Source organism: Pseudomonas sp. NFACC14, from assembly GCF_900106885.1.
GTDB classification, from domain to species: domain Bacteria; phylum Pseudomonadota; class Gammaproteobacteria; order Pseudomonadales; family Pseudomonadaceae; genus Aquipseudomonas; species Aquipseudomonas fluorescens_AA.
The window spans coordinates 178,943-196,658 of record NZ_FNOA01000003.1 but is presented as its reverse complement, the minus strand read 5'-3'; the positions used below and the strand labels follow the sequence as shown (position 1 = coordinate 196,658).

The 17,716-nt window shown below is 61.5% G+C and carries 24 protein-coding genes; all 24 read left to right on the top strand.

Translation table 11 applies throughout. The features are described 5' to 3' along the window. Positions 1 to 240 precede the first annotated feature (240 nt). Positions 241 to 423 (top strand): Com family DNA-binding transcriptional regulator, encoded by a 183-nt coding sequence (locus BLU85_RS07545; protein ID WP_092205055.1) that lies wholly within the window; start codon positions 241 to 243, stop codon positions 421 to 423. Positions 424 to 443: 20 nt separating this feature from the next. Further along, positions 444 to 1,088: a hypothetical protein gene (locus BLU85_RS07540; protein ID WP_092205054.1), complete on the top strand. Its 645-nt coding sequence runs from the start codon at positions 444 to 446 to the stop codon at positions 1,086 to 1,088. An 84-nt stretch (positions 1,089 to 1,172) separates the two neighbouring features. Continuing rightward, complete coding sequence (locus tag BLU85_RS07535) at positions 1,173 to 1,601, top strand: hypothetical protein (protein ID WP_092205053.1); 429 nt, start codon at positions 1,173 to 1,175, stop codon at positions 1,599 to 1,601. Between the two features lie 129 nt (positions 1,602 to 1,730). Continuing rightward, a complete protein-coding gene (locus tag BLU85_RS07530; protein WP_025212143.1) occupies positions 1,731 to 2,081 on the top strand; it encodes a phage holin family protein in 351 nt (116 codons plus the stop codon). Between the two features lie 36 nt (positions 2,082 to 2,117). Further along, positions 2,118 to 2,630, top strand: a complete 513-nt coding sequence (locus tag BLU85_RS07525; RefSeq protein ID WP_092205052.1) for a hypothetical protein — start codon at positions 2,118 to 2,120, stop codon at positions 2,628 to 2,630. 3 nt (positions 2,631 to 2,633) lie between these two features. Continuing rightward, entirely contained in the window at positions 2,634 to 3,245 is a 612-nt protein-coding gene (locus BLU85_RS07520; protein WP_092205051.1) for a phage baseplate assembly protein V, read from the top strand. Positions 3,246 to 3,256: 11 nt separating this feature from the next. After that, positions 3,257 to 3,589 (top strand): phage baseplate protein, encoded by a 333-nt coding sequence (locus tag BLU85_RS07515; protein ID WP_014336817.1) that lies wholly within the window; start codon positions 3,257 to 3,259, stop codon positions 3,587 to 3,589. Next, on the top strand, positions 3,586 to 4,581 hold the full coding sequence (locus tag BLU85_RS07510; protein ID WP_092205050.1) for a baseplate J/gp47 family protein: 996 nt from the start codon (positions 3,586 to 3,588) through the stop codon (positions 4,579 to 4,581). Before BLU85_RS07515 ends, BLU85_RS07510 begins: the two co-directional genes overlap by 4 nt. Next, positions 4,578 to 5,213: a phage tail protein I gene (locus BLU85_RS07505; RefSeq protein WP_092205049.1), complete on the top strand. Its 636-nt coding sequence runs from the start codon at positions 4,578 to 4,580 to the stop codon at positions 5,211 to 5,213. The genes BLU85_RS07510 and BLU85_RS07505 overlap by 4 nt, the downstream gene beginning before the upstream one ends. After that, complete coding sequence (locus BLU85_RS31335) at positions 5,214 to 7,367, top strand: phage tail protein (RefSeq protein WP_256572901.1); 2,154 nt, start codon at positions 5,214 to 5,216, stop codon at positions 7,365 to 7,367. Positions 7,368 to 7,376: 9 nt separating this feature from the next. Continuing rightward, positions 7,377 to 7,781 (top strand): phage tail assembly chaperone, encoded by a 405-nt coding sequence (locus tag BLU85_RS07495; RefSeq protein ID WP_092205048.1) that lies wholly within the window; start codon positions 7,377 to 7,379, stop codon positions 7,779 to 7,781. 102 nt (positions 7,782 to 7,883) lie between these two features. Next, complete coding sequence (locus tag BLU85_RS07490) at positions 7,884 to 8,093, top strand: hypothetical protein (protein WP_092205047.1); 210 nt, start codon at positions 7,884 to 7,886, stop codon at positions 8,091 to 8,093. Positions 8,094 to 8,095: 2 nt separating this feature from the next. Continuing rightward, positions 8,096 to 9,262, top strand: a complete 1,167-nt coding sequence (locus BLU85_RS07485) for a phage tail sheath protein (RefSeq protein WP_092205046.1) — start codon at positions 8,096 to 8,098, stop codon at positions 9,260 to 9,262. After that, positions 9,262 to 9,768, top strand: a complete 507-nt coding sequence (locus BLU85_RS07480; protein ID WP_092205045.1) for a phage major tail tube protein — start codon at positions 9,262 to 9,264, stop codon at positions 9,766 to 9,768. The genes BLU85_RS07485 and BLU85_RS07480 overlap by 1 nt, the downstream gene beginning before the upstream one ends. 151 nt (positions 9,769 to 9,919) lie before the next feature. Continuing rightward, entirely contained in the window at positions 9,920 to 10,495 is a 576-nt protein-coding gene (locus BLU85_RS07475) for a phage tail assembly protein (protein WP_092205044.1), read from the top strand. Positions 10,496 to 10,623: 128 nt separating this feature from the next. Then, the gene (locus BLU85_RS07470) at positions 10,624 to 12,804 is read left to right on the top strand and encodes a phage tail tape measure protein (RefSeq protein WP_092205043.1); all 2,181 of its coding nucleotides are present in this window, start codon (positions 10,624 to 10,626) and stop codon (positions 12,802 to 12,804) included. Beyond that, the gene (locus tag BLU85_RS07465; protein WP_072410629.1) at positions 12,804 to 13,187 is read left to right on the top strand and encodes a phage tail protein; all 384 of its coding nucleotides are present in this window, start codon (positions 12,804 to 12,806) and stop codon (positions 13,185 to 13,187) included. The genes BLU85_RS07470 and BLU85_RS07465 overlap by 1 nt, the downstream gene beginning before the upstream one ends. Then, positions 13,180 to 13,392: a tail protein X gene (locus tag BLU85_RS07460; protein ID WP_058542798.1), complete on the top strand. Its 213-nt coding sequence runs from the start codon at positions 13,180 to 13,182 to the stop codon at positions 13,390 to 13,392. The genes BLU85_RS07465 and BLU85_RS07460 overlap by 8 nt, the downstream gene beginning before the upstream one ends. 9 nt (positions 13,393 to 13,401) lie before the next feature. After that, positions 13,402 to 14,418 carry a contractile injection system protein, VgrG/Pvc8 family gene (locus BLU85_RS07455; RefSeq protein WP_092205042.1) on the top strand — a complete coding sequence of 339 codons (1,017 nt, stop codon included), beginning with the start codon at positions 13,402 to 13,404 and terminating at the stop codon, positions 14,416 to 14,418. A 274-nt stretch (positions 14,419 to 14,692) separates the two neighbouring features. Further along, positions 14,693 to 15,277 (top strand): phage tail terminator protein, encoded by a 585-nt coding sequence (locus tag BLU85_RS07450; protein ID WP_092205041.1) that lies wholly within the window; start codon positions 14,693 to 14,695, stop codon positions 15,275 to 15,277. Next, positions 15,274 to 15,456 (top strand): DUF2635 domain-containing protein, encoded by a 183-nt coding sequence (locus BLU85_RS07445; protein ID WP_003198311.1) that lies wholly within the window; start codon positions 15,274 to 15,276, stop codon positions 15,454 to 15,456. The genes BLU85_RS07450 and BLU85_RS07445 overlap by 4 nt, the downstream gene beginning before the upstream one ends. Next, the gene (locus tag BLU85_RS07440) at positions 15,456 to 16,952 is read left to right on the top strand and encodes a phage tail sheath subtilisin-like domain-containing protein (protein WP_092205040.1); all 1,497 of its coding nucleotides are present in this window, start codon (positions 15,456 to 15,458) and stop codon (positions 16,950 to 16,952) included. Before BLU85_RS07445 ends, BLU85_RS07440 begins: the two co-directional genes overlap by 1 nt. A gap of 67 nt (positions 16,953 to 17,019) precedes the next feature. Further along, entirely contained in the window at positions 17,020 to 17,367 is a 348-nt protein-coding gene (locus tag BLU85_RS07435) for a phage tail tube protein (RefSeq protein WP_003198314.1), read from the top strand. After that, the gene (locus BLU85_RS07430; protein ID WP_045155211.1) at positions 17,364 to 17,660 is read left to right on the top strand and encodes a phage tail assembly protein; all 297 of its coding nucleotides are present in this window, start codon (positions 17,364 to 17,366) and stop codon (positions 17,658 to 17,660) included. Before BLU85_RS07435 ends, BLU85_RS07430 begins: the two co-directional genes overlap by 4 nt. The last annotated feature ends 56 nt before the right edge of the window (positions 17,661 to 17,716 follow it).

Sequence of the window (17,716 nt, the reverse complement as noted above, 5' to 3'; positions counted from 1 at the left end):
ACCGGCCTTAACGGTTCAGAGGGTTGGCAACTGACCCGGGTGTGCAGCGTAAAGCACCAGAAGCAGTTATCCGGCGGGCAGGGACCGCGGCCGGAGGAACAATTTGAATGGATCCGTACCGCGCCAGTCGCGCCGAAAGATCAAGCGCATTACTGAAAAGCCTGGGCAACCGGGCTTTTTGGAATGCCTGCACCGTGAGGTGCGTTCAACCACATCACCGCCGCCAATGGAGGGCTTTCAATGTTGAAGGATTTCAGATGCGGTCACTGCAAACGACTTCTGGCCCGCATGGGCGAGAACATCGAACTCCAGATCAAATGTTCCCGGTGTGGGACGTTGAATCATGTGAAGGCCGTTGAGCCTCGAGTGAGCGCCGGCGAGCGAACAGCGTGCGGAATAGACCCTGCACTCCGTGCTCAATGACATCCATCGAGGTAAGAAAAATGAAATTGCTCAAAAAAATCCTACTGGCGACTGCGTTTCTGTCGTCCTTCGTGTCCCTGAACACTTGGGCTGATACGGCCATGTCGTGGAACCTGGCCCGGGACATGTACCTGATGACCGAAGCCGCGCCCCCCGGTTCGCCATGGTCATTCATGCAAAACAAATCGGGGGTGAATGCCTCGGCCAACTACACGCTCTTTCCTACGTTCAAGGCGGGGACATGCAATGGTCAGCCAACCACCTGCTGGCGGGACGATGCTACGGGAGCGTGGATTTCCATTCCCAACGCAAATTTCACCTTCACCGGCTCAGGCACCAGTTTCGTATTCAAGCAGGGCGACGTAGCCACACATCCCGGTACCAACAGCCAGAGCATCTTCCGTTGGGCCAGTCCTGTCACCGGCAACATCAACGTGCTGGGTCGGGTCAACGACCTGCATAACGCCTGCGGGGATGGTATTGGCTGGTCGCTGAACCTGGGTGACACCGTGCTCCAGTCCGGGAGCCTGGCAAACGGCGGCAGCACTACGTTCATGTTGAACAACGTCGCAGTCACGCCGACGTCTTTGCTTTATCTGGTTATCGACAGGAAGGCTAACAACTCTTGCGACGCGACCAGTGTGGACATGCTGATTACTCGGTAGGCGTAACAGGGCTCCGGAGGTATCCAGTTAAAAGAGTTGTATTAACGCGCCTCAAAAACCTATTTATCTAAGGGAAGTAAGCTAATGAAAAAATTATTCAGCATGCTGCTCGCAGCCGTCCTGGCGACCCAGGCCCTCCATGCGTCTGCCGAAACCTCGCCTGTCGGTTCCTGGCAATTCGCTTCGTACCATGTTCCGGGCGGCGGTTTTTATGCCAACCAGACGATCTGTTTCAAAGAAGACAATACCTGGTACTCGAGCTCCCAGGCCGGTTGGAAGGGCGCATGGTTCCAGAACGGGGACGATCTCCAATGGAATGGAAGTGTGCCAATGCCGGGTGCAGGGAGCGCCAACAATCTCGCGACCATTGCCATGGGCAAGTTCGATGCCGCAGGTTCGATGTCGGGTAACTACGCGGAATGGGCAGCACCCAGTGCGCTACCGCTGCCTTGGGACAGGCACTACACCTACACCATGACTTACAAAGGCGCGACCTGCGCTGCGCCAAAGTGATGTCGATCTTCAATGACCTGACAAACGCTTGAACGCCGCCTCCAGTGACTTAACGGGTTGCAATGACCCACCTCTCTTTCAACTTCAAACAACTTACCGCCCAATCTTAATCACCCCAGGAAACGAGACATGACAAACGAGCAACAAGCGTTGCTGGACATGCCGATCTGGCTGGTCATCGTGCTCGCCCTGGTGGGCGGGGTGTCCGGCGAGATGTGGCGCGCCGACAAGGAGGGGGCCCGTGGCTGGCCGTTGCTGCGCCGCGTGGTCCTGCGCTCCGGTGCCTGCGTGGTCTGCGGGGTTTCGGCAACCATGCTGTTGTATGCCCTCGGCATGTCGATCTGGAGTGCTTGCGCCCTGGGTTGCCTGACCGCCATGGCCGGTGCCGATGTGGCGATCGGTCTTTACGAGCGTTGGGTCGCCAAGCGGATCGGCGTTTGCGAAGTGCCACCGCGGGACCTTCCTCCCGACCAGCCGTGAACCCATATCGCTGATCCATACACCAGGAGGCGATCAATGCCCGTCCTTATCGAAAAACCGTCGCAGCTGTTCGCCGCCATTGCCCAGACGCTGCGCATCACTTATCCCACCTTGAAAGTCGGTAGCCCCCAGGATTTCGATGGCACCGATGACCAACCCTGGGTGCTGATTGCCATTGAACGCGATGCGTCAGGCAACCGTGCCAATGACGGGCGTATCGCCCATGTCCTGACGGTTTCCCTGCAAGTGGTCATGGCCGTTCCAGGCTGGGAGGCCTGCGATCTGGCCGGTGAATTGAAGCACCTGGTCGTGGATAACCGCTGGGGCTTGTCGGGCGATCAATGCGATCTGCCCACGGAAATCGATGGCCTCGCCTCCACGTTCATCCACGAAGCACGGGCGTACAGCGCCTGGTCCCTTTCCTTCAACCAAACCCTGTACCTCGGCCCGACGCTGCTGGAGGACCCGTTGGGCATCCCGAAATTTGCCCGTACCTGGGAAGTGTCGAACATCGACGACCCGGATCAATACACCGCACTCGAGGGCTGAGCCATGTTCGATGGGCTGTTACGGATGCATCTGGGGCCGATCATCGAGCGTCTGGCACAGATGGAAACCGAGCTGGAAGACCTGCATCGGCGTGCGGAGAGTTTCTGCCGCATTGGCGTTTGCCAGGAAGTCGATGCGGCCAGCAACACCTGCAAGGTCAGCCATGGCGGGTTGGTGACACCGGCGATCCGCTTTTTCAATCCGAGCGCCGGCGCCCAGAGCGAGTCGCGGATTCCGTCCGTGGGCGAGCAGTGTCTGCTGCTGAACCATGGCGGCGGCGAGAGCGGCGGGCAGGCGGTGGCGTTGTTCGGCCTCAACGGCGGTCAGTTCCCGCCCGTCTCGACCCAGGCCTCGCTGACGCGGCGCCTCTATCAGGACGGTACGGAAAACGGCTACGACCATGCCAGCCATGTCCTGCACTGGCAAAACGGCCCGGCGGCGTTCAGCGGTTCTCGTGAAGCCCTGCAGTTGAACATTGGCCCGTCGCGGTTGGCGATGACAGCCGAAGCCATCGAATTGCAAGTCGGCGCCGTCGGCATTCGGCTCGACGCTTCCGGTGTGCACCTGAGCGGCCCGGTGGTGGATCACCAGGGACGCGTCATCAGTACCGCATAAGAGATTTCCTCATGATTGGAATCGATCGAAATACCGGCGCCACGGTCGACGACTGGCTGCAGTTCGTGCAGCGCGCCACCCGTGCATTAACCACGCCGTTGGGCACTCGCCAGAAGCGCCCGTTGTACGGCTGCGCACTCACGCAGTTGCTGGGGCAGAACCTCGGCGACGACCTGCTGATCCTCGCCCAGAGCCACGCGGCCCAAGCGTTCTACAACCCGGACAATGGCATCGATGATTTCGAGCCGCAGGTCATTGTCGCCAGCCGGCACGGTGCCGGATTGCTGCTGCGTTTCGCCGGCACCTGGAAAAACCGCAAACAGACTTTCGAGGTGGTGACATGAGCATGTTGATACCCGGCCAGAACCAGTTGGCCGAACCGGCCATCGTCACCGTCGAAGCATTCGAGGACCTTCTCGCGGAGTTCAAGACCTTTGTGGTCGAGTACGTCGCTGCACGCTCTCCCGCCAGCGCGGCGAAGCTGGTGGACAGCCTCGAAAACGAAAGCGAACTGCTGACCCTGGCGCTTGAGGCGTTCTGTGTCCGGCTGCAAACCCACGAACGCAAATACAACGCTCGCATCAAGCAGATGTTGGCGTGGTGGGCCACCGGGACCAACCTCGATGCTCGCCTCGCGGACATGGGGCTCGAACGTCAGTTGCTCGACCCGGGCGATCCTGCGGCGTTTCCGCCCATCGCCCCGGTCTACGAGAGCGACGATGACGCTCGCTTGCGTTACTACCTGGCACCCCATGCTCCGGCGGCGGGCTCGCGCATGCAGTATCGGCGAGAGGTCTTCACCCTCGGCGAACGGCCTGCGGTGAAGGTGGAAAGTGCCACTGGCGGTGTCGTGAACGTGACCTACACGTTCGATCCGGATGGTCTCGCCGCGCAAGTCAAGGACGGCAACGGACGCCGGACGGCACCGGGCGAAGTCACGGTCACGGTGCTTTCCCGCGAGGGCGACGGCACACCGTCCGAAGCGCTGCTGAACGGTGTTCGCCAGCACTTCGCCCGGCCTGATGTACGGCCGGAAACTGATCTGGTCATCGTGCAGGCCGCGCAAATCAAACCCTACAAAATCCGCGTCGTGGCGAAGATCAACGCCGGCCCGGATTCAGGCTTGACCCAGGTTGCCGCCGAACAGCAATTGCGGGAATACGCCGAGGCGTGTCATCGACTGGAAGGTCGGGTGGACCCGAGCTGGATCGACTACACGCTGCACAGTGCTGGCGCGGTTCAGCTCCAGATTCTCGAACCACTTGCACCGATTGTGACGACGGCTTTCCAAGCCCCGTATTGCACGGGCGTCGAGGTCGAGGTGGAGACGTTATGACTGACGACACACCCCGCCTGAGCCTGCTGCCGATCAACAGTTCGCCATTGGAACGGGCGCTGGATCTCGGTTTCGCCCGGTTGCTCGAACGCATCGATCCGCCGTTTCCCGAGCTGATGAACCCGGCGGCCACGCCCCTCGCATTCCTGCCGTATCTCGCGGCGGACCGCGGCGTCGGCGAGTGGAGCTCTGCGGCGCCTGAGACTGAAAAGCGCCTGACCGTTGAACTCGCCTGGCCCACCGCGCGGCAGGCCGGGACGCGAAAGGCGCTGGAAAATGCCGCCAAGGGTTTGCAACTGATGCCTGAAGTACGCGCCTGGTATGAGCAAACGCCACCGGGCCCGCCCTACAGTTTTTCCGTCAGGGCGTTTACCGAGCAGCCCTACAGCGAAGTCATCGATGCCCGTCTCGACCGTCGCCTGGCCGATGCCAAGAGCGAGCGCGACACCTTGACGGTGTCTGTCGGCTTGAGGGCTTTCGGCAGGCACGTCATCGGCGCCGCGACGCTGTGCGGCGAACTGACCACGGTTTATCCGGTTGTCATCGAAGGGCTCGAAGCCTCGGGCCAGGCCTTCATGACCGCCGGGCTCTACAGCGTCGAAACCTCCACTATTTATCCACAGGGGTCCTAAATGGCCGACTATTACACCCTGCTCACCGATGCGGGGATCGCCTACGAAACTGCCTGCAAGGCGGCGGGCACACCCATCAAGCTGTCGCAGATTTCCGTCGGTGATGGCGGCGGCGCGGTCTACAACCCAGCGGCCACTGCCACGGCGCTGAAACGCGAAGTCTGGCGCGGGCCGCTCAATGCGCTGTTCCAGGATGAGAAAAACCCGAGTTGGTTGCTGGCTGAAGTGACCATCCCGCCTGAAGTGGGCGGTTGGTATGTACGCGAGGCCGGGATCTGGACCGATACCGGGATTTTGTATGCGATTGTCAAATATCCAGAGTCGTTCAAACCGGTGTTGGCGACTTCCGGTTCGGGGAAAGAGTTTTACATTCGGTCGATTTTCGAGACCAGCAATGCTGAGTCGGTGACGTTGCTGATTGACGATACGGTGGTCAAGGCGACGCGGGCCTGGGTGCAAAGCTACGTTGCCGATGAGCTTGCCAAGCTCGACAGGAAACAGTCTGTGCGGGTGGCGACGACCATCAATGTTGTCTTGAGTGGCGCGCAAATGATCGATGGAGTGGCCGCCGTCGCTGGGGATCGGGTGCTTGTTAAAGCCCAGACGTTGGCGAAAGACAATGGTCTTTATGTCGTCGCCAATGGCACGTGGGCACGAGCGAAGGATGCTGACGTAAGTGCCGAGGTGACGTCCGGGTTGATTGTCTCGGTGGAGGAGGGGACGACGCTTGCCAATACGATCTGGCAGTTGATTACCGATGGTGTGATCGTGCTGGGTACCACGGCGCTGACATTTCAGAATGTGACTCAGGGATTTGCACCTCTCAATTCCCCTGCGCTGTTGGGAACCCCGACTGCCCCAACAGCCCCGGTCAGCAACAACAATCAGCAACTCGCGACCACTGCGTTTGTGCAGCGTGCACTGGGCAACCACTCAAGCGTTGGCGGACTGGACGCAAGTACCGTGCTGACCGCCGATGCGTTCGGTCAGTCGCTTATCATCAACTCGGCTAATCCGGTGAATATCACCTTGCCGAAGGCAAGCTCGGGGTTCAATGGCGGCACTATAACGCTGCTGAACGTGTCGACCGGTACTGCAACCATCGTCCTGCAAGGTACGGATTATGTGGCGGGTATTGCCGCTAATCAGTTGGTGCTCAGGACGATGGATAGCATTACGTTGTCGACTGGCGCGGGTATTACCTGGTATGCGGAGAACGGATTGGTTTCCGGCGCGCTGTCTACTGCATTCAATGGTGGGGTTCGAACTGTTCTGGACAAGTTCGGACTTGGCTCGGACGCAGCGAAAATCCCCCTGATCACTGATTTCTCCGCTGATATAAAGCCTGGGCTCTACCGAGCGTTCACGCTAGGGCACCCAGAAGCATCCATCGGTGGTCCACCAGAAACCAGCGTTATTGGCGGGACCTCCATGACGGTGCTTGTGGGCGGTGGTTATCTCACGTCCAGCTATAAGACTTTCTTAGCGATCATCAACCTCAATGCAAACAGTCCGACACGGGCTTACATCGGTCACAAGGTCACTGCCGGGGAACAGCCGATTTGGAATGAAATCGCGCAAAGTGTCCATCTGCCCTATCGCGCAAAAGTCTATTACAAGGCTGCTGGCGTCTATCAATGGACGGTACCAGCGAATGTCTGGAAGGTTTTCGCAGAGGTTCGCGGTGGTGGCGGAAGCGGCGCCTTCGGGGCATTGGACACCGGTGCAGGTGGCGGCGGTGCAGGAGGGGTCAGCAATCGACTCGTCTCTGTCACGCCGGGCTCAACAATCACGGTGACCGTGGGAGCGGGAGGTGCATACGTGACAGCGGCCAACACGCTCGGCAATCCGGGGGGATCGTCTTCCTTCGGTACTCATTGCTCGGCAACAGGCGGCGCAGGAGGGCTGGTGATTGGCGGTGCTGGCGCGGGCTACGGCTCTGGCGGTGATTTCAACGGCACGCTAGGGGCCGGTAATCCACCGGTGCGCAATGCGGCGTCTAATGGCGCGATTGGCGGTGCCGGAGGGGGCGGGGAGAGTATTTTCGCCGCAGTTGACACGACCACGCTGACCCAGCCCGGTATGGGGGGAGGTGGCCGAATCGGGACTCGATCTCAGGCCGGTGCCGACGGCAGTGTGTTCATTACTTATTGAGGGGCTTTTATGTCGTGGGCAAGAATTGAGAATGGGGCAGTGGTCGAAACGACCGATCTCGACCCCGCCGAGCGCTTTCACCCAGATTTGTTTTGGCAAGTTTGCCCAGCCAACACGCGGCCGGGCTGGACATTCATCGAAGGGGCGTTTTCCCCTCCTTCGATAGACGACTCTTTGGCGCTGGCCGATGCTGAGCGGGTATGGCGCAATTTTGAACTGGGAGCCACTGAGTGGCTGGTTGCGCGTCATCGGGACGAGCAGGACCTCGGAGCCATCTCTACGCTGACGCTCGAACAATTTTCAGAGCTGCTCGCCTATCGTCAGGCACTTCGCGATTGGCCGCAAACGCCTGACTTTCCTTTGCCAAAGGCGCGACCGACTGCACCGTCTTGGCTTTCCGAGCAAATCCAATAAACGCCCCGCACCGACGGGGCGTTTTCTTAACCGTCAAACACCCGACAACACCCAGTAGCCCCTTCCTCAAAAGGGGCTTTTTCGTATCTGGAGAACCCAAAAATGGCACTACGCCAAACCTACACCGTGCTCCTTCCATTTCCCACCGGAGATGGTCACTGGTCGACCACCGGCCAGGAACTCGACCTGCTCGACGTCGAGGCCAATGCCTTGCGCAGTGCCGGTCGCCTGGAGCTGAAAAAAACCGAGGCCGGCGAATCGGTCTCCGCATCCACCCCGGCCAAAAAGGCCGTCACCAAAAAGGCTGAATAACCATGGCTGAGGTTTTGAACTTCGAGCACAACGGCATTACCGTCAATGCCACTGAATCTCCCGAGGCCATGGGTGGCCTGGGTGACAACGTCATCGGGTTGGTCGGCACCGCACCGAACGCCAACCCGCTGATTCCGAAAAACACCCCGTTCCGTATCAACAGCTTCACCACCCAGGCCCAGTTGGACCCGACCGGTGCCGAAGCGGGGACGCTGTTCCATGCCGTCTACCAGATCCTCAAAGTGGTCAAGGTGCCGGTGTACGTGGTCATCGTCGAAGAGGGCGCCACGCTGGCCGACACGCAGAACAACGTGATCGGCGGTATCGAGGCGCAGACCGGGCGCAAGTTGGGCTTGGCCGCGTTGAGTGGGGTCGCTGAAGACCTGACCATCATCGGCGCGCCAGGCTTCACCGGCACCAAGGCCGTTGCCAGCGAGTTCGCCTCGTTCGGCAAGCGCATCAAGGCCCGTGTGGTGCTCGATGGCAAGGACGCCGCGGTCGCCGACCAGGTGACCTACAGCCAGGAACTGGGCGGCGCCGACCTCGGTTTCGACCGTTGCCTGGTGGTGCACAACATGCCGGCGGTGTACTCCAAGGCCGCGAAGAAAAACGTCTTCCTGGCGCCGTCGAGCCTGGCCATCGCCGCCCTCGCCAAGGTCAAGCAATGGGAGAGCCCGGGCAACCAGGTCACCTACGCCGAAGACGTTTCCCGCACCGTGGAATACAACATCCTCGACACCTCCACCGAAGGCGATCTGCTCAACCGCTACGGCGTCAGCTACTACGCCCGGACCATCCTCGGCGGCTTCTCGCTGCTGGGCAACCGTTCCATCACCGGCAAGTTCATCAGCTATGTCGGCCTGGAAGATGCCATCAGCCGCAAGCTGGTCAAGGCCGGCCAGAAGGCCATGGCCAAGAACCTGACCAAGTCGTTCATGGACCAGGAAGTCAAGCGCATCAACGACTGGCTGCAAACCCTGGTCGCCGACGAAACCATTCCCGGCGGCAGCGTGTACCTGCACCCGGAATTGAACAGCGTCGAGAAGTACAAGAACGGAACCTGGTACGTGGTCATCGACTACGGCCGCTACGCGCCGAACGAACACATGATTTACCAACTCAATGCCCGCGATGAAATCATCGAGCAGTTCCTGGAGGATGTTCTCTAATGTTTACCAACCGCGTAAGACAGGCCATCGCGGCCACCCTGCAGGGCCTGCCGTTGTCGGCGACCGTGGAAGATTTCACCCCGCCGAAGATCGAATTCGAGATGGAAGAGATGCGTGGCGGCCGTTTCATTGGCGAGGAGATGGCCAAGGCCGGCAAAGCGCTGACGGCCAAGCTGACGCTGCAAGGCCTCGGTCCGGAAATCATGCTGGCGCTGGGTGTGAGTGTGGGCGACGACATTCTGCTGAACGTGCGTGAAGCCGGCCAGGACCAGGACGGCAACACCTGGTTCACCTACCACACGGTGGGCGGCAAGTTGAAGTCCCTTGAGGAAACCACGCTGAAGATGAACGAGAAGCCCAAGACCATCCTCGATTTGTCCTGCCGCACCTACAACCGCCTGGAAAACGGCGTCCCGGTGATCGACATCGACGTGCGCACCCAGAAGTTCGTGCTCAACGGCGTCGACATCCTCGGCGATGCTCGCCGTGCGGTGTTGTTGCCGTAAACGAATGCCCGTCAGTTGCACCCAATCCCTGTGGGAGCGAGCTTGCTCGCGATAGCGGTGGTCAGCCCACATCGATGCTGACTGATCCGACGTCATCGCGAGCAAGCTCGCTCCCACAGGTTGTCCTCTGATTCATCAAGGAACCGATTCCATGTCCTGGACGCCTCCCGTTCACGTCTTGCTGTCGCCGATCACCGGTGACGACGAAACACAGATCGAGCAACTCCCCCTCAAGCCGCTGTACTACGCCGCGCAAAAAGACGCCCTGGCCCGCGCCGGCGATGACGAAGACGATCAGTTCTTCGAGTTGGCCAAGCTGGCCACCGGGCTGTCGGTCAAGGAACTCGACCAGCTCAAGCGCCCGGACTACGTGAGCATTGCGCAGTACGTGCATGAAATGTCCACCCGTCCAACGTCCCACTTCCTGGAACAGGTGGCCGGCGCACCCGCCGACCCTGACCAGGTACAGCTGCTGCAACCGCTCGACGTCGCGGGCCGCAGCATGACTTCGCTGACCCTGGAAATGCCGGTGCTGCGGGCCACCAAGGCGATGAAAAAACTGAAGACGGCCAAGGAACGCGCCGAGTTCATCACCGCCCATTGCACCGGTCTGATGATTCCCGATCTCGACCGGCTGACCGTGCCCGACTGGACCCAGTTGCAGGTGCGCATCGACGATTTTTTAAACAAACCGGCGGACTTCTTTCGGAGCGCGACATCGAAGTGATCCTCGATGTGGTGCCGCTCATTTACTCGGTAAGTGAGGCGGAAATCCTGGAGTGGGACGCCGGCAAGGCCTTGCGCCGCTACGACATCGCGATCACTCGCCTTGGCGTGAAACAGGAGTAGAGCGGGATGGCGGACGATAGATATTCGCTCAAATACGCAGCCTTCAACGAGAGTGGGTTGACGTTCGGTAATACCAGCCTCACCAGTGGCGTGTCGGCGCAAGGCGCGTTCGCCAGGGACCAACTGGCGAGCCTCGATCTGGCGCTGGAAACACTCGGGCTCAAGCTTGGCGTGCTGACCACGGCGATCGAATCATTGACCGTAAAGCTGTCGGCGCAACGATTGTTCTCCCAAACGATGGGCACCGACGCCAAGGGCGAGTCGGCCAGTGAGCCAAAGGGCAAGTCGAGTGGCGGTATCGAACCACCGGCGCTGCTCAAACCCGCAATAGCGATGGATTCGGCCATGGCCGATCTGAAAAAGGCCACCCAATTCGGGCCGCGCCAGATTCAACAGGTGGCTGAGTCAACCCAGCAGATCGCCACCGCACCGTTGGTGGCGGCCAGGGGCACCACGGCGGTTGAAGTGGTGAGGATGCAAAGCCTGGCGGCGGGGAAGGGCATCGGTAGTGACGTGCACGATGCCTCGGAGCGACAGTTGGCGCTGTCGCGTTTTGCCTCGGATGCTGGCGTCACTGCGACGGCGTTCGAGATGCCGGCCATGAAGGCCGCCGAAATGCTGGCCGACTGGCGCATTTCCATGAAGCTCAGCGGCGCCGAAGCCTTTGACTTGGCGGATGCCACCAACCAGTTGGGCAAGTTACCCGATGGTGCGAAACCGGCTGAGATCGGTGCGGTCTTGCAGCGTGACGGTGCGGCGGCGACGACGGCAGGCCTGGCCCCGGCACAAGCCGCAGCGTTGACGGCGGCGTTGCTCAATACCGGTACCCGACAAGCTGAAGCCGGCGTGGCGCTGGATGGTTTCACGACGGCCCTGGGCAAGGGTGACCAGATCTCCGCCACCGAACAAATGGCCTGGAAACAGTTGGGCCTGGAGCCCAATGCGGTGGCGGGCGGTTTGCGTGACAAGGACACGGCGCCTGGCACGGTGATGACGGTGCTGGCGGCCTTGAACGCGCAACCGGCCGAAAATCGCTCGACCCTTGCCGCCACGCTATTCGGCAATGGCGATGAGGCGGTGCTGCGCATGGCGCAGAAACTGCCCGATGTGAACGCCGCCTTCTTGCAGGTGAAAGACCCAGGCCAATACGCCACGTCGCAATTGGGCAACGACGGCTCGGTGCGGCAGGACGCGTTGGCGCTGTCGAACACCCGGCAAGGCCAGTTGAACATCCTCAACGCCCGCAACGAGCGTTTGTCGGTGGCCACGGGAAACGCCCTGATGCCTGTGGCGGATAACTCGTTTCAGTGGCTGGGCTCGCTGGCCGATGGCCTGAGTGAGTTGGCTGAGTCTTCACCTAAAGCCACTGCGGCCATTGTACTGCTGGGGGCGGCGATCAAACCGCTGGTGGGGGCGTTGCTCAAAGCCGTAGCGGATGAGATGTCCAATCAGGTGGCCAAGCGGGTGTTGGGCAAGGCTGCTGCGCACCTTCCCGGCCGATTGGGCGAGGTGATCTCAGAAGATTTCAGGAAAAATCCTCCTGGGGACAAGTTGGATACAAGCAATGCCAGCCAGCGTTCCGAATCCGCGAGAGGGCCGAAGATACGCGTCAGTGCACGGGGCTCGCGGGGAGGCGCAGGGCGTTTTTCATTCGGGCCCACGGCCTCATTACGCTCGATGACGCGCAACGCACCCGGCCCATTGAAAGCCGTCGGCGCCGTCGCTGATGTGGCCGAGGGTGTGCTGACCGGCGACAAACGGATGATGGGCGCAGGCCTGGGCGCCGCGGGTGGCGGCTGGGCAGGCGCTGCTGCGGGGTCTGCGGCCGGTGCCGCTCTGGGCAGTGTCGTTCCGGTGATCGGCACTGCCATCGGGGGGGTGATTGGCGGGCTGTTGGGCGGCTGGCTGGGGAGCGATGTCGGCGCGTCCCTGGGTGAAAAACTCGTCGCCCCCGTCGATAGGCTCGCCGCTCCAGACCAGATCAGCAAAGACCTGGCCGGCACCCAGACAACCACACAGCAGAACACCATGACCGCGAACATCTACATCAACGGCCAGGACCAGGCCAGTGCCAGTCAGTTGGCCAACCTGGTCGTGCAGCAGCTCTCGGGCCAATTCGGCATGACGACCATGCCCAGCTCACTGGCCATGCGCACTGACGCCGCCCTGACCGACGGAGGTACTTGATGCGTCAACAAATGGCACTCGGCAGTTTCATCTTTGGGCTGTCGAGAAAGTTCGCGTACCACCAGTTGGTACACACGTCGGACGGTGGCTGGAAAAGCATCGACATTCTCACCAGCAAACCCAAGTCCAGCCAGATCGGCCAGGGGCTGCAAGGGCTGACAATCACGGGCAAGTCGATGTACGCGACCGCCATGGATCGTCTCGATGAGCTGCGCGCATTGCAGGCGCAGCGCATCCCCCTGCCGTTGGTCGATGGCATCGGCCGCAACTGGGGCCTGTGGCAGATCAACAAGGTCACGGAAACCCAGACCGAAATCATTGATGACGGTACGGCGATGGTGGTCGGCTGGGTGGTTGAATTGATGGAGTTCGCCAATGCGTAGGGTTCGAAGTATCGCCGGTGATTCGGTGAATCTGTTGCTGTACCGAGAACTGGAGCGTTGTGACGATATCGTCGAGGAGGCGCTCTGGTTGCTTAATCCGGGACTGGCTGAATGGGGCCCGGTATTGCCGGCGGGCGTATGGGTTGTCTTGCCGGAAGTGGACCTCAAGCCCGTGGCAACCCCACCGGTTTCGGCCTGGGATTAAGGAGGCGACATGTCATTGGGTTTCACGCCTGCGGTGGAAATTTACGGGGCGAACGCCGCGTTGCTCAACGAACGCCTGCTCAAGTGGGTGCATGTCGATGCGGCGGGTATCGAGTCCGATCAATTGACCCTCACCATCAGCCTGGACGGGCTCGAAGGGCTGCCCAGCCTGGGCGGCAAGATTGGCCTGCGGGTCGGCTATCTGGAGTCGGGTCTGGTGGACAAAGGCGAGTTCGTCATCACCCGGCGCACGCCGCTCCTGTTTCCCCTGCAACTCGTGCTGGTGGCCACGGCAGCGCCGTTCAGCGCGGCGGACCAGACCGGGTTCAAGCAACGCCGATCCGTCAGCCATGGCCCGATGACCTTGGGGGCGCTGTTTCGTCAGTTGACCTCCAGGCACGGGTTCTCCCCCCGGGTAGCGCCGGACCTGTCGCTGATCAAGATCGAGCACATCGACCAGTCCAATGAAACCGACATGGGGTTCCTGACGCGCCTGGCCCACCGTTATGACGCCGTCGCCAAACCGGTCAACGAGCTATATGTGCTGGCCCGGCGCGGCCAGGCGAAGTCGCTGTCGGGCAAAGTTTTGCCCGAGATGAAACTGTCGGTGACAACCAATAATCGCCCGGGCGACCACGCCTTCATTTCGGCCAAGCTGGATGAAGGCGCCCGGGCCAAGTACCAAGGCTGCAAGACCTGCTGGTGGGATGCGGCGGCGGGCAAGCTGCAGGTCGAGGAAAGCGGCATCGCGCCGTTCAAGACCCTGCGCCAGCGCTTCCAGAGCGCCGACGATGCCCGCGCCGCCGCTGAAGGAGAGGTACGTCGGATGCTGCGCGAAGCGCTCAAGGTGACGATCGAGTGCCCGGGTAACCCGGGGCTGTCCGCCGAGGGCATCGTCCTGCTGGATCCCACTTGGCCGGATTTCATGCGCGGTCGCTGGTCGATCGACAAGGTCACCGCCAGTGGCGACCGGGAAAAAAGCTATCGCTGCTTGATTGATGCAACCTGCCTGGATGCCAGGGTCTGACCTCATCGTCCCTGTGGGAGCGAGCCTGCTCGCGATTGCGCTCTGACATTCAACATTTGCACTGACTGACACGCCGCCATCGCGAGCAAGCTCGCTCCCACAGTTTTTGTTCAGCGTTGCACATACCTTTGTGCCCAACCGAGTCCTCCTGTGGGAGCGGGCTTGCTCGCGAAGACGCCGGCACATCCGACATCAATGCTGCCTGACCCACCGCTTTCGCGAGCAAGCCCGCTCCCACAGGGGAGATTCGCACCTTCAGATACGGAGTCCCCCCATGAAGATCACACCGATCCTCACGCAGTTGCGTGAGCAATGTCCGACGCTTGCCCAGCGTGTGGCCGCAGGTTTTGACCTCGCCACGCTGCAAGCCGAGACCCCGCTGCAAACCCCCTGCGCCTATGTCCTGCCCACCGCCGACATCGCCAGCAAGAACGCGGCTCAGAACGTCACGCTGCAAGCTGTGCGTGATCGCTTCGATGCCGTGCTGGTGCTCGACGCCACTGACGCGACAAAAGCGCTGGATCTGTTGCACGACCTGCGGGCCGAACTGTGGCGGGCGCTGGTGGGGTTCAAGCCGGGCGCTGAGTACACCGGCGTCGAGTACGACGGCAGCGAGCTGGTTTCCATCAACAGCCGCCGGGTGTCGTACCGGCTGCGCTTTTTCGCCGAGTTCCAGCTGGGCCGCAATCTGGCGAGCCAGCCTGCCGAAAGCTGGCACGAGCGTGAACTGGACGGCTTGTCGTCCTTTACCGGGGCCACCGTGCGGGTCGATGCCATCGACCCGGCGGACCCCAACCTGAAACGTCCCGGCCCCGACGGGCGCGTGGAACTGACTTTCTCTGGAGACGTAACCCCATGAGCAAACGTATCACCGTGCTGCCGGCCCCGGGCCGTGCCGTACCGGACCCGGAAGCGGGCGATCTGTTGCCCCTCGAGGGCCGTGAAGTGCCGGACAACGCCTGGTGGCGTCGACGTCTGGCCGATGGCGATATCACTACCAAAGCCGTGAAAGCGGCCAAACCACAGGGAGCCAAGTAATGGCGATCGGATTCAGCAACATTCCCGCGGACATTCGTGTTCCGCTGTTTTACGCCGAAATGGACAACTCGGCCGCCAATAGCGCGTCATCGGCCATGCGCCGGTTGATCGTCGCCCAGGTCAATGACAATGTCGCCCCGGCCGATGTCGGCAAGCTGGTGCTGGTGTCCAGCGTCGCGCTGGCCAAGAACATCGGTGGGCAAGGCTCGATGCTTGCCTCGATGTACGAAACCTGGCGCAAGACCGATCCGCTCGGTGAGATCTGGTGCCTGCCGCTGCACAACGTCGAAGGCGCCATCGCCAAGGGCGTGCTGACCTTCACCGGCACCGCGACTGAAAGCGGTGTGCTCAACCTGTACGTCGGCGGTGTGCGCGTCCAGGCCGCCGTCGTCAACGGTGCCACGGCGGCCCAGGCCGCCACTGCGCTGGCCTTGAAGATCAACGCCGCCGCCGACCTGCCGGTGACCGCTGCGGCCGCCGAAGGCGTCGTGACCCTCAGCGCCAAATGGACCGGCGACAGCGGCAACGACATCAGCCTGCAGTTCAATCGCCTGGGCAAGAGCAATGGCGAAGACACTCCGGCGGGGCTGACCACCGCCATCACGGCGATGACCGGCGGCGCCGGTGTGCCGGACCAGACCGCTGCCGTCGCGGCCCTGGGCGACGAGCCTTTCGAGTTCATCGCCATGCCCTGGTCCGATGTGGCGAGCCTCAACACCTGGCAAGCGGTCATGGACGACAACACCGGCCGCTGGTCCTGGGCCAAGCAGTTGTTCGGCCATGTCTACAGCGCCAAGCGCGGCACCGTTGGCACCCTGGTTGCCGCCGGGCAGGCGCGCAACGACCAGCACATGACCCTCCAGGCGCTAGAGCTGGGCGTACCGCAACCGTTCTGGGTACAGGCCGCAGCCTTGGCGGCTCGCACGGCGGTGTTCATCTCCGCCGACGCCAGTCGTCCGACCCAGAGTGGCAGCCTGCCAGGCCTGGACCCGGCACCGGCCAGCGAGCGTTTCACCCTGACCGAGCGCCAGTCGCTGCTCAACTACGGCATCGCCACGGCGTATTACGAAGGTGGCTACGTACGCATCCAGCGTTCCATCACCACGTATCAGAAGAATGCCTTCGGCCAGGCTGACAACTCCTACCTGGACAGCGAAACCATGCACCAGTCGGCGTTCATCGTCCGCCGCCTGCAAAGCGTGATCACCAGCAAGTACGGTCGCCACAAACTGGCCTCCGACGGCACCCGTTTCGGCGCCGGCCAGCCCATCGTGACCCCGAGCACCATCCGCGGCGAACTGATCGCGCAATACGCCAAGCTCGAACTGGAAGGCCACGTGGAAAACGCCGAGCTGTTCGCCGAACACCTGGTTGTCGAACGCGACAGCCAGGACCCGAGCCGGGTCAATGTGCTGTTCCCACCGGACTACATCAACGGCCTGCGGGTGTTCGCGCTGCTCAACCAATTCCGCCTGCAATACGACGCCGCCGCCTGACGGTAGCACTCAGTCGCATGCATCCAGCCCACCTTGCGTGGGCTTTTTATTTGAAGGGAGAAACACCATGGGTCAACTGATTGCGGGCACCTGCTACGTCAAAGTGGACGGCGCTCAACTGACCATCAATGGCGGCTGCGAAGCGCCTCTGATGTTCACCAAACGCGAAACCGTCGTACCGGGTTTCTACAAGGAAACCGACATCGCCCCGTCCTTCAAGGTGACGGCCCTGCACACCGCGGACTTCCCACTCAAGCAACTGGTCGCCGGCACTGATATGACCGTCACCTGCGAATTCAACAACGGCAAGGTCTACGTGCTGGCCGGCGCCTACCTGGTGGAAGAGCCGGTGTCCAAGGGCGACGACGCCACCATCGAGCTGAAATTCGAAGGCATCAAGGGGACCTGGCAATGACCGATGTCGTGACGCTGCGCGTGGCCATCGAGGCCCACGGCGAGCCGCTGAGCGAACTGACCCTGCGCCGTCCGACGGTGCAAGAGGTCCGGGCGATCAAGGCGCTGCCCTACAAGATCGACAAGAGCGAGGAGGTGAGCCTGGACATGGACGTCGCGGCCAAATACATCGCGGTGTGCGCCGGCATCCCGCCGTCGTCGGTCAACCAGTTGGACCTGGCTGACCTCAACGCCCTGAGCTGGGCCGTCGCGAGTTTTTTCATGAGTGCGGCGTCGCAGCCATCGGCGACCTGATCGCCGCCGCCTATGACCTGGCCTGGTTCTGGAAGGTTGACCCCGAACAGATGATG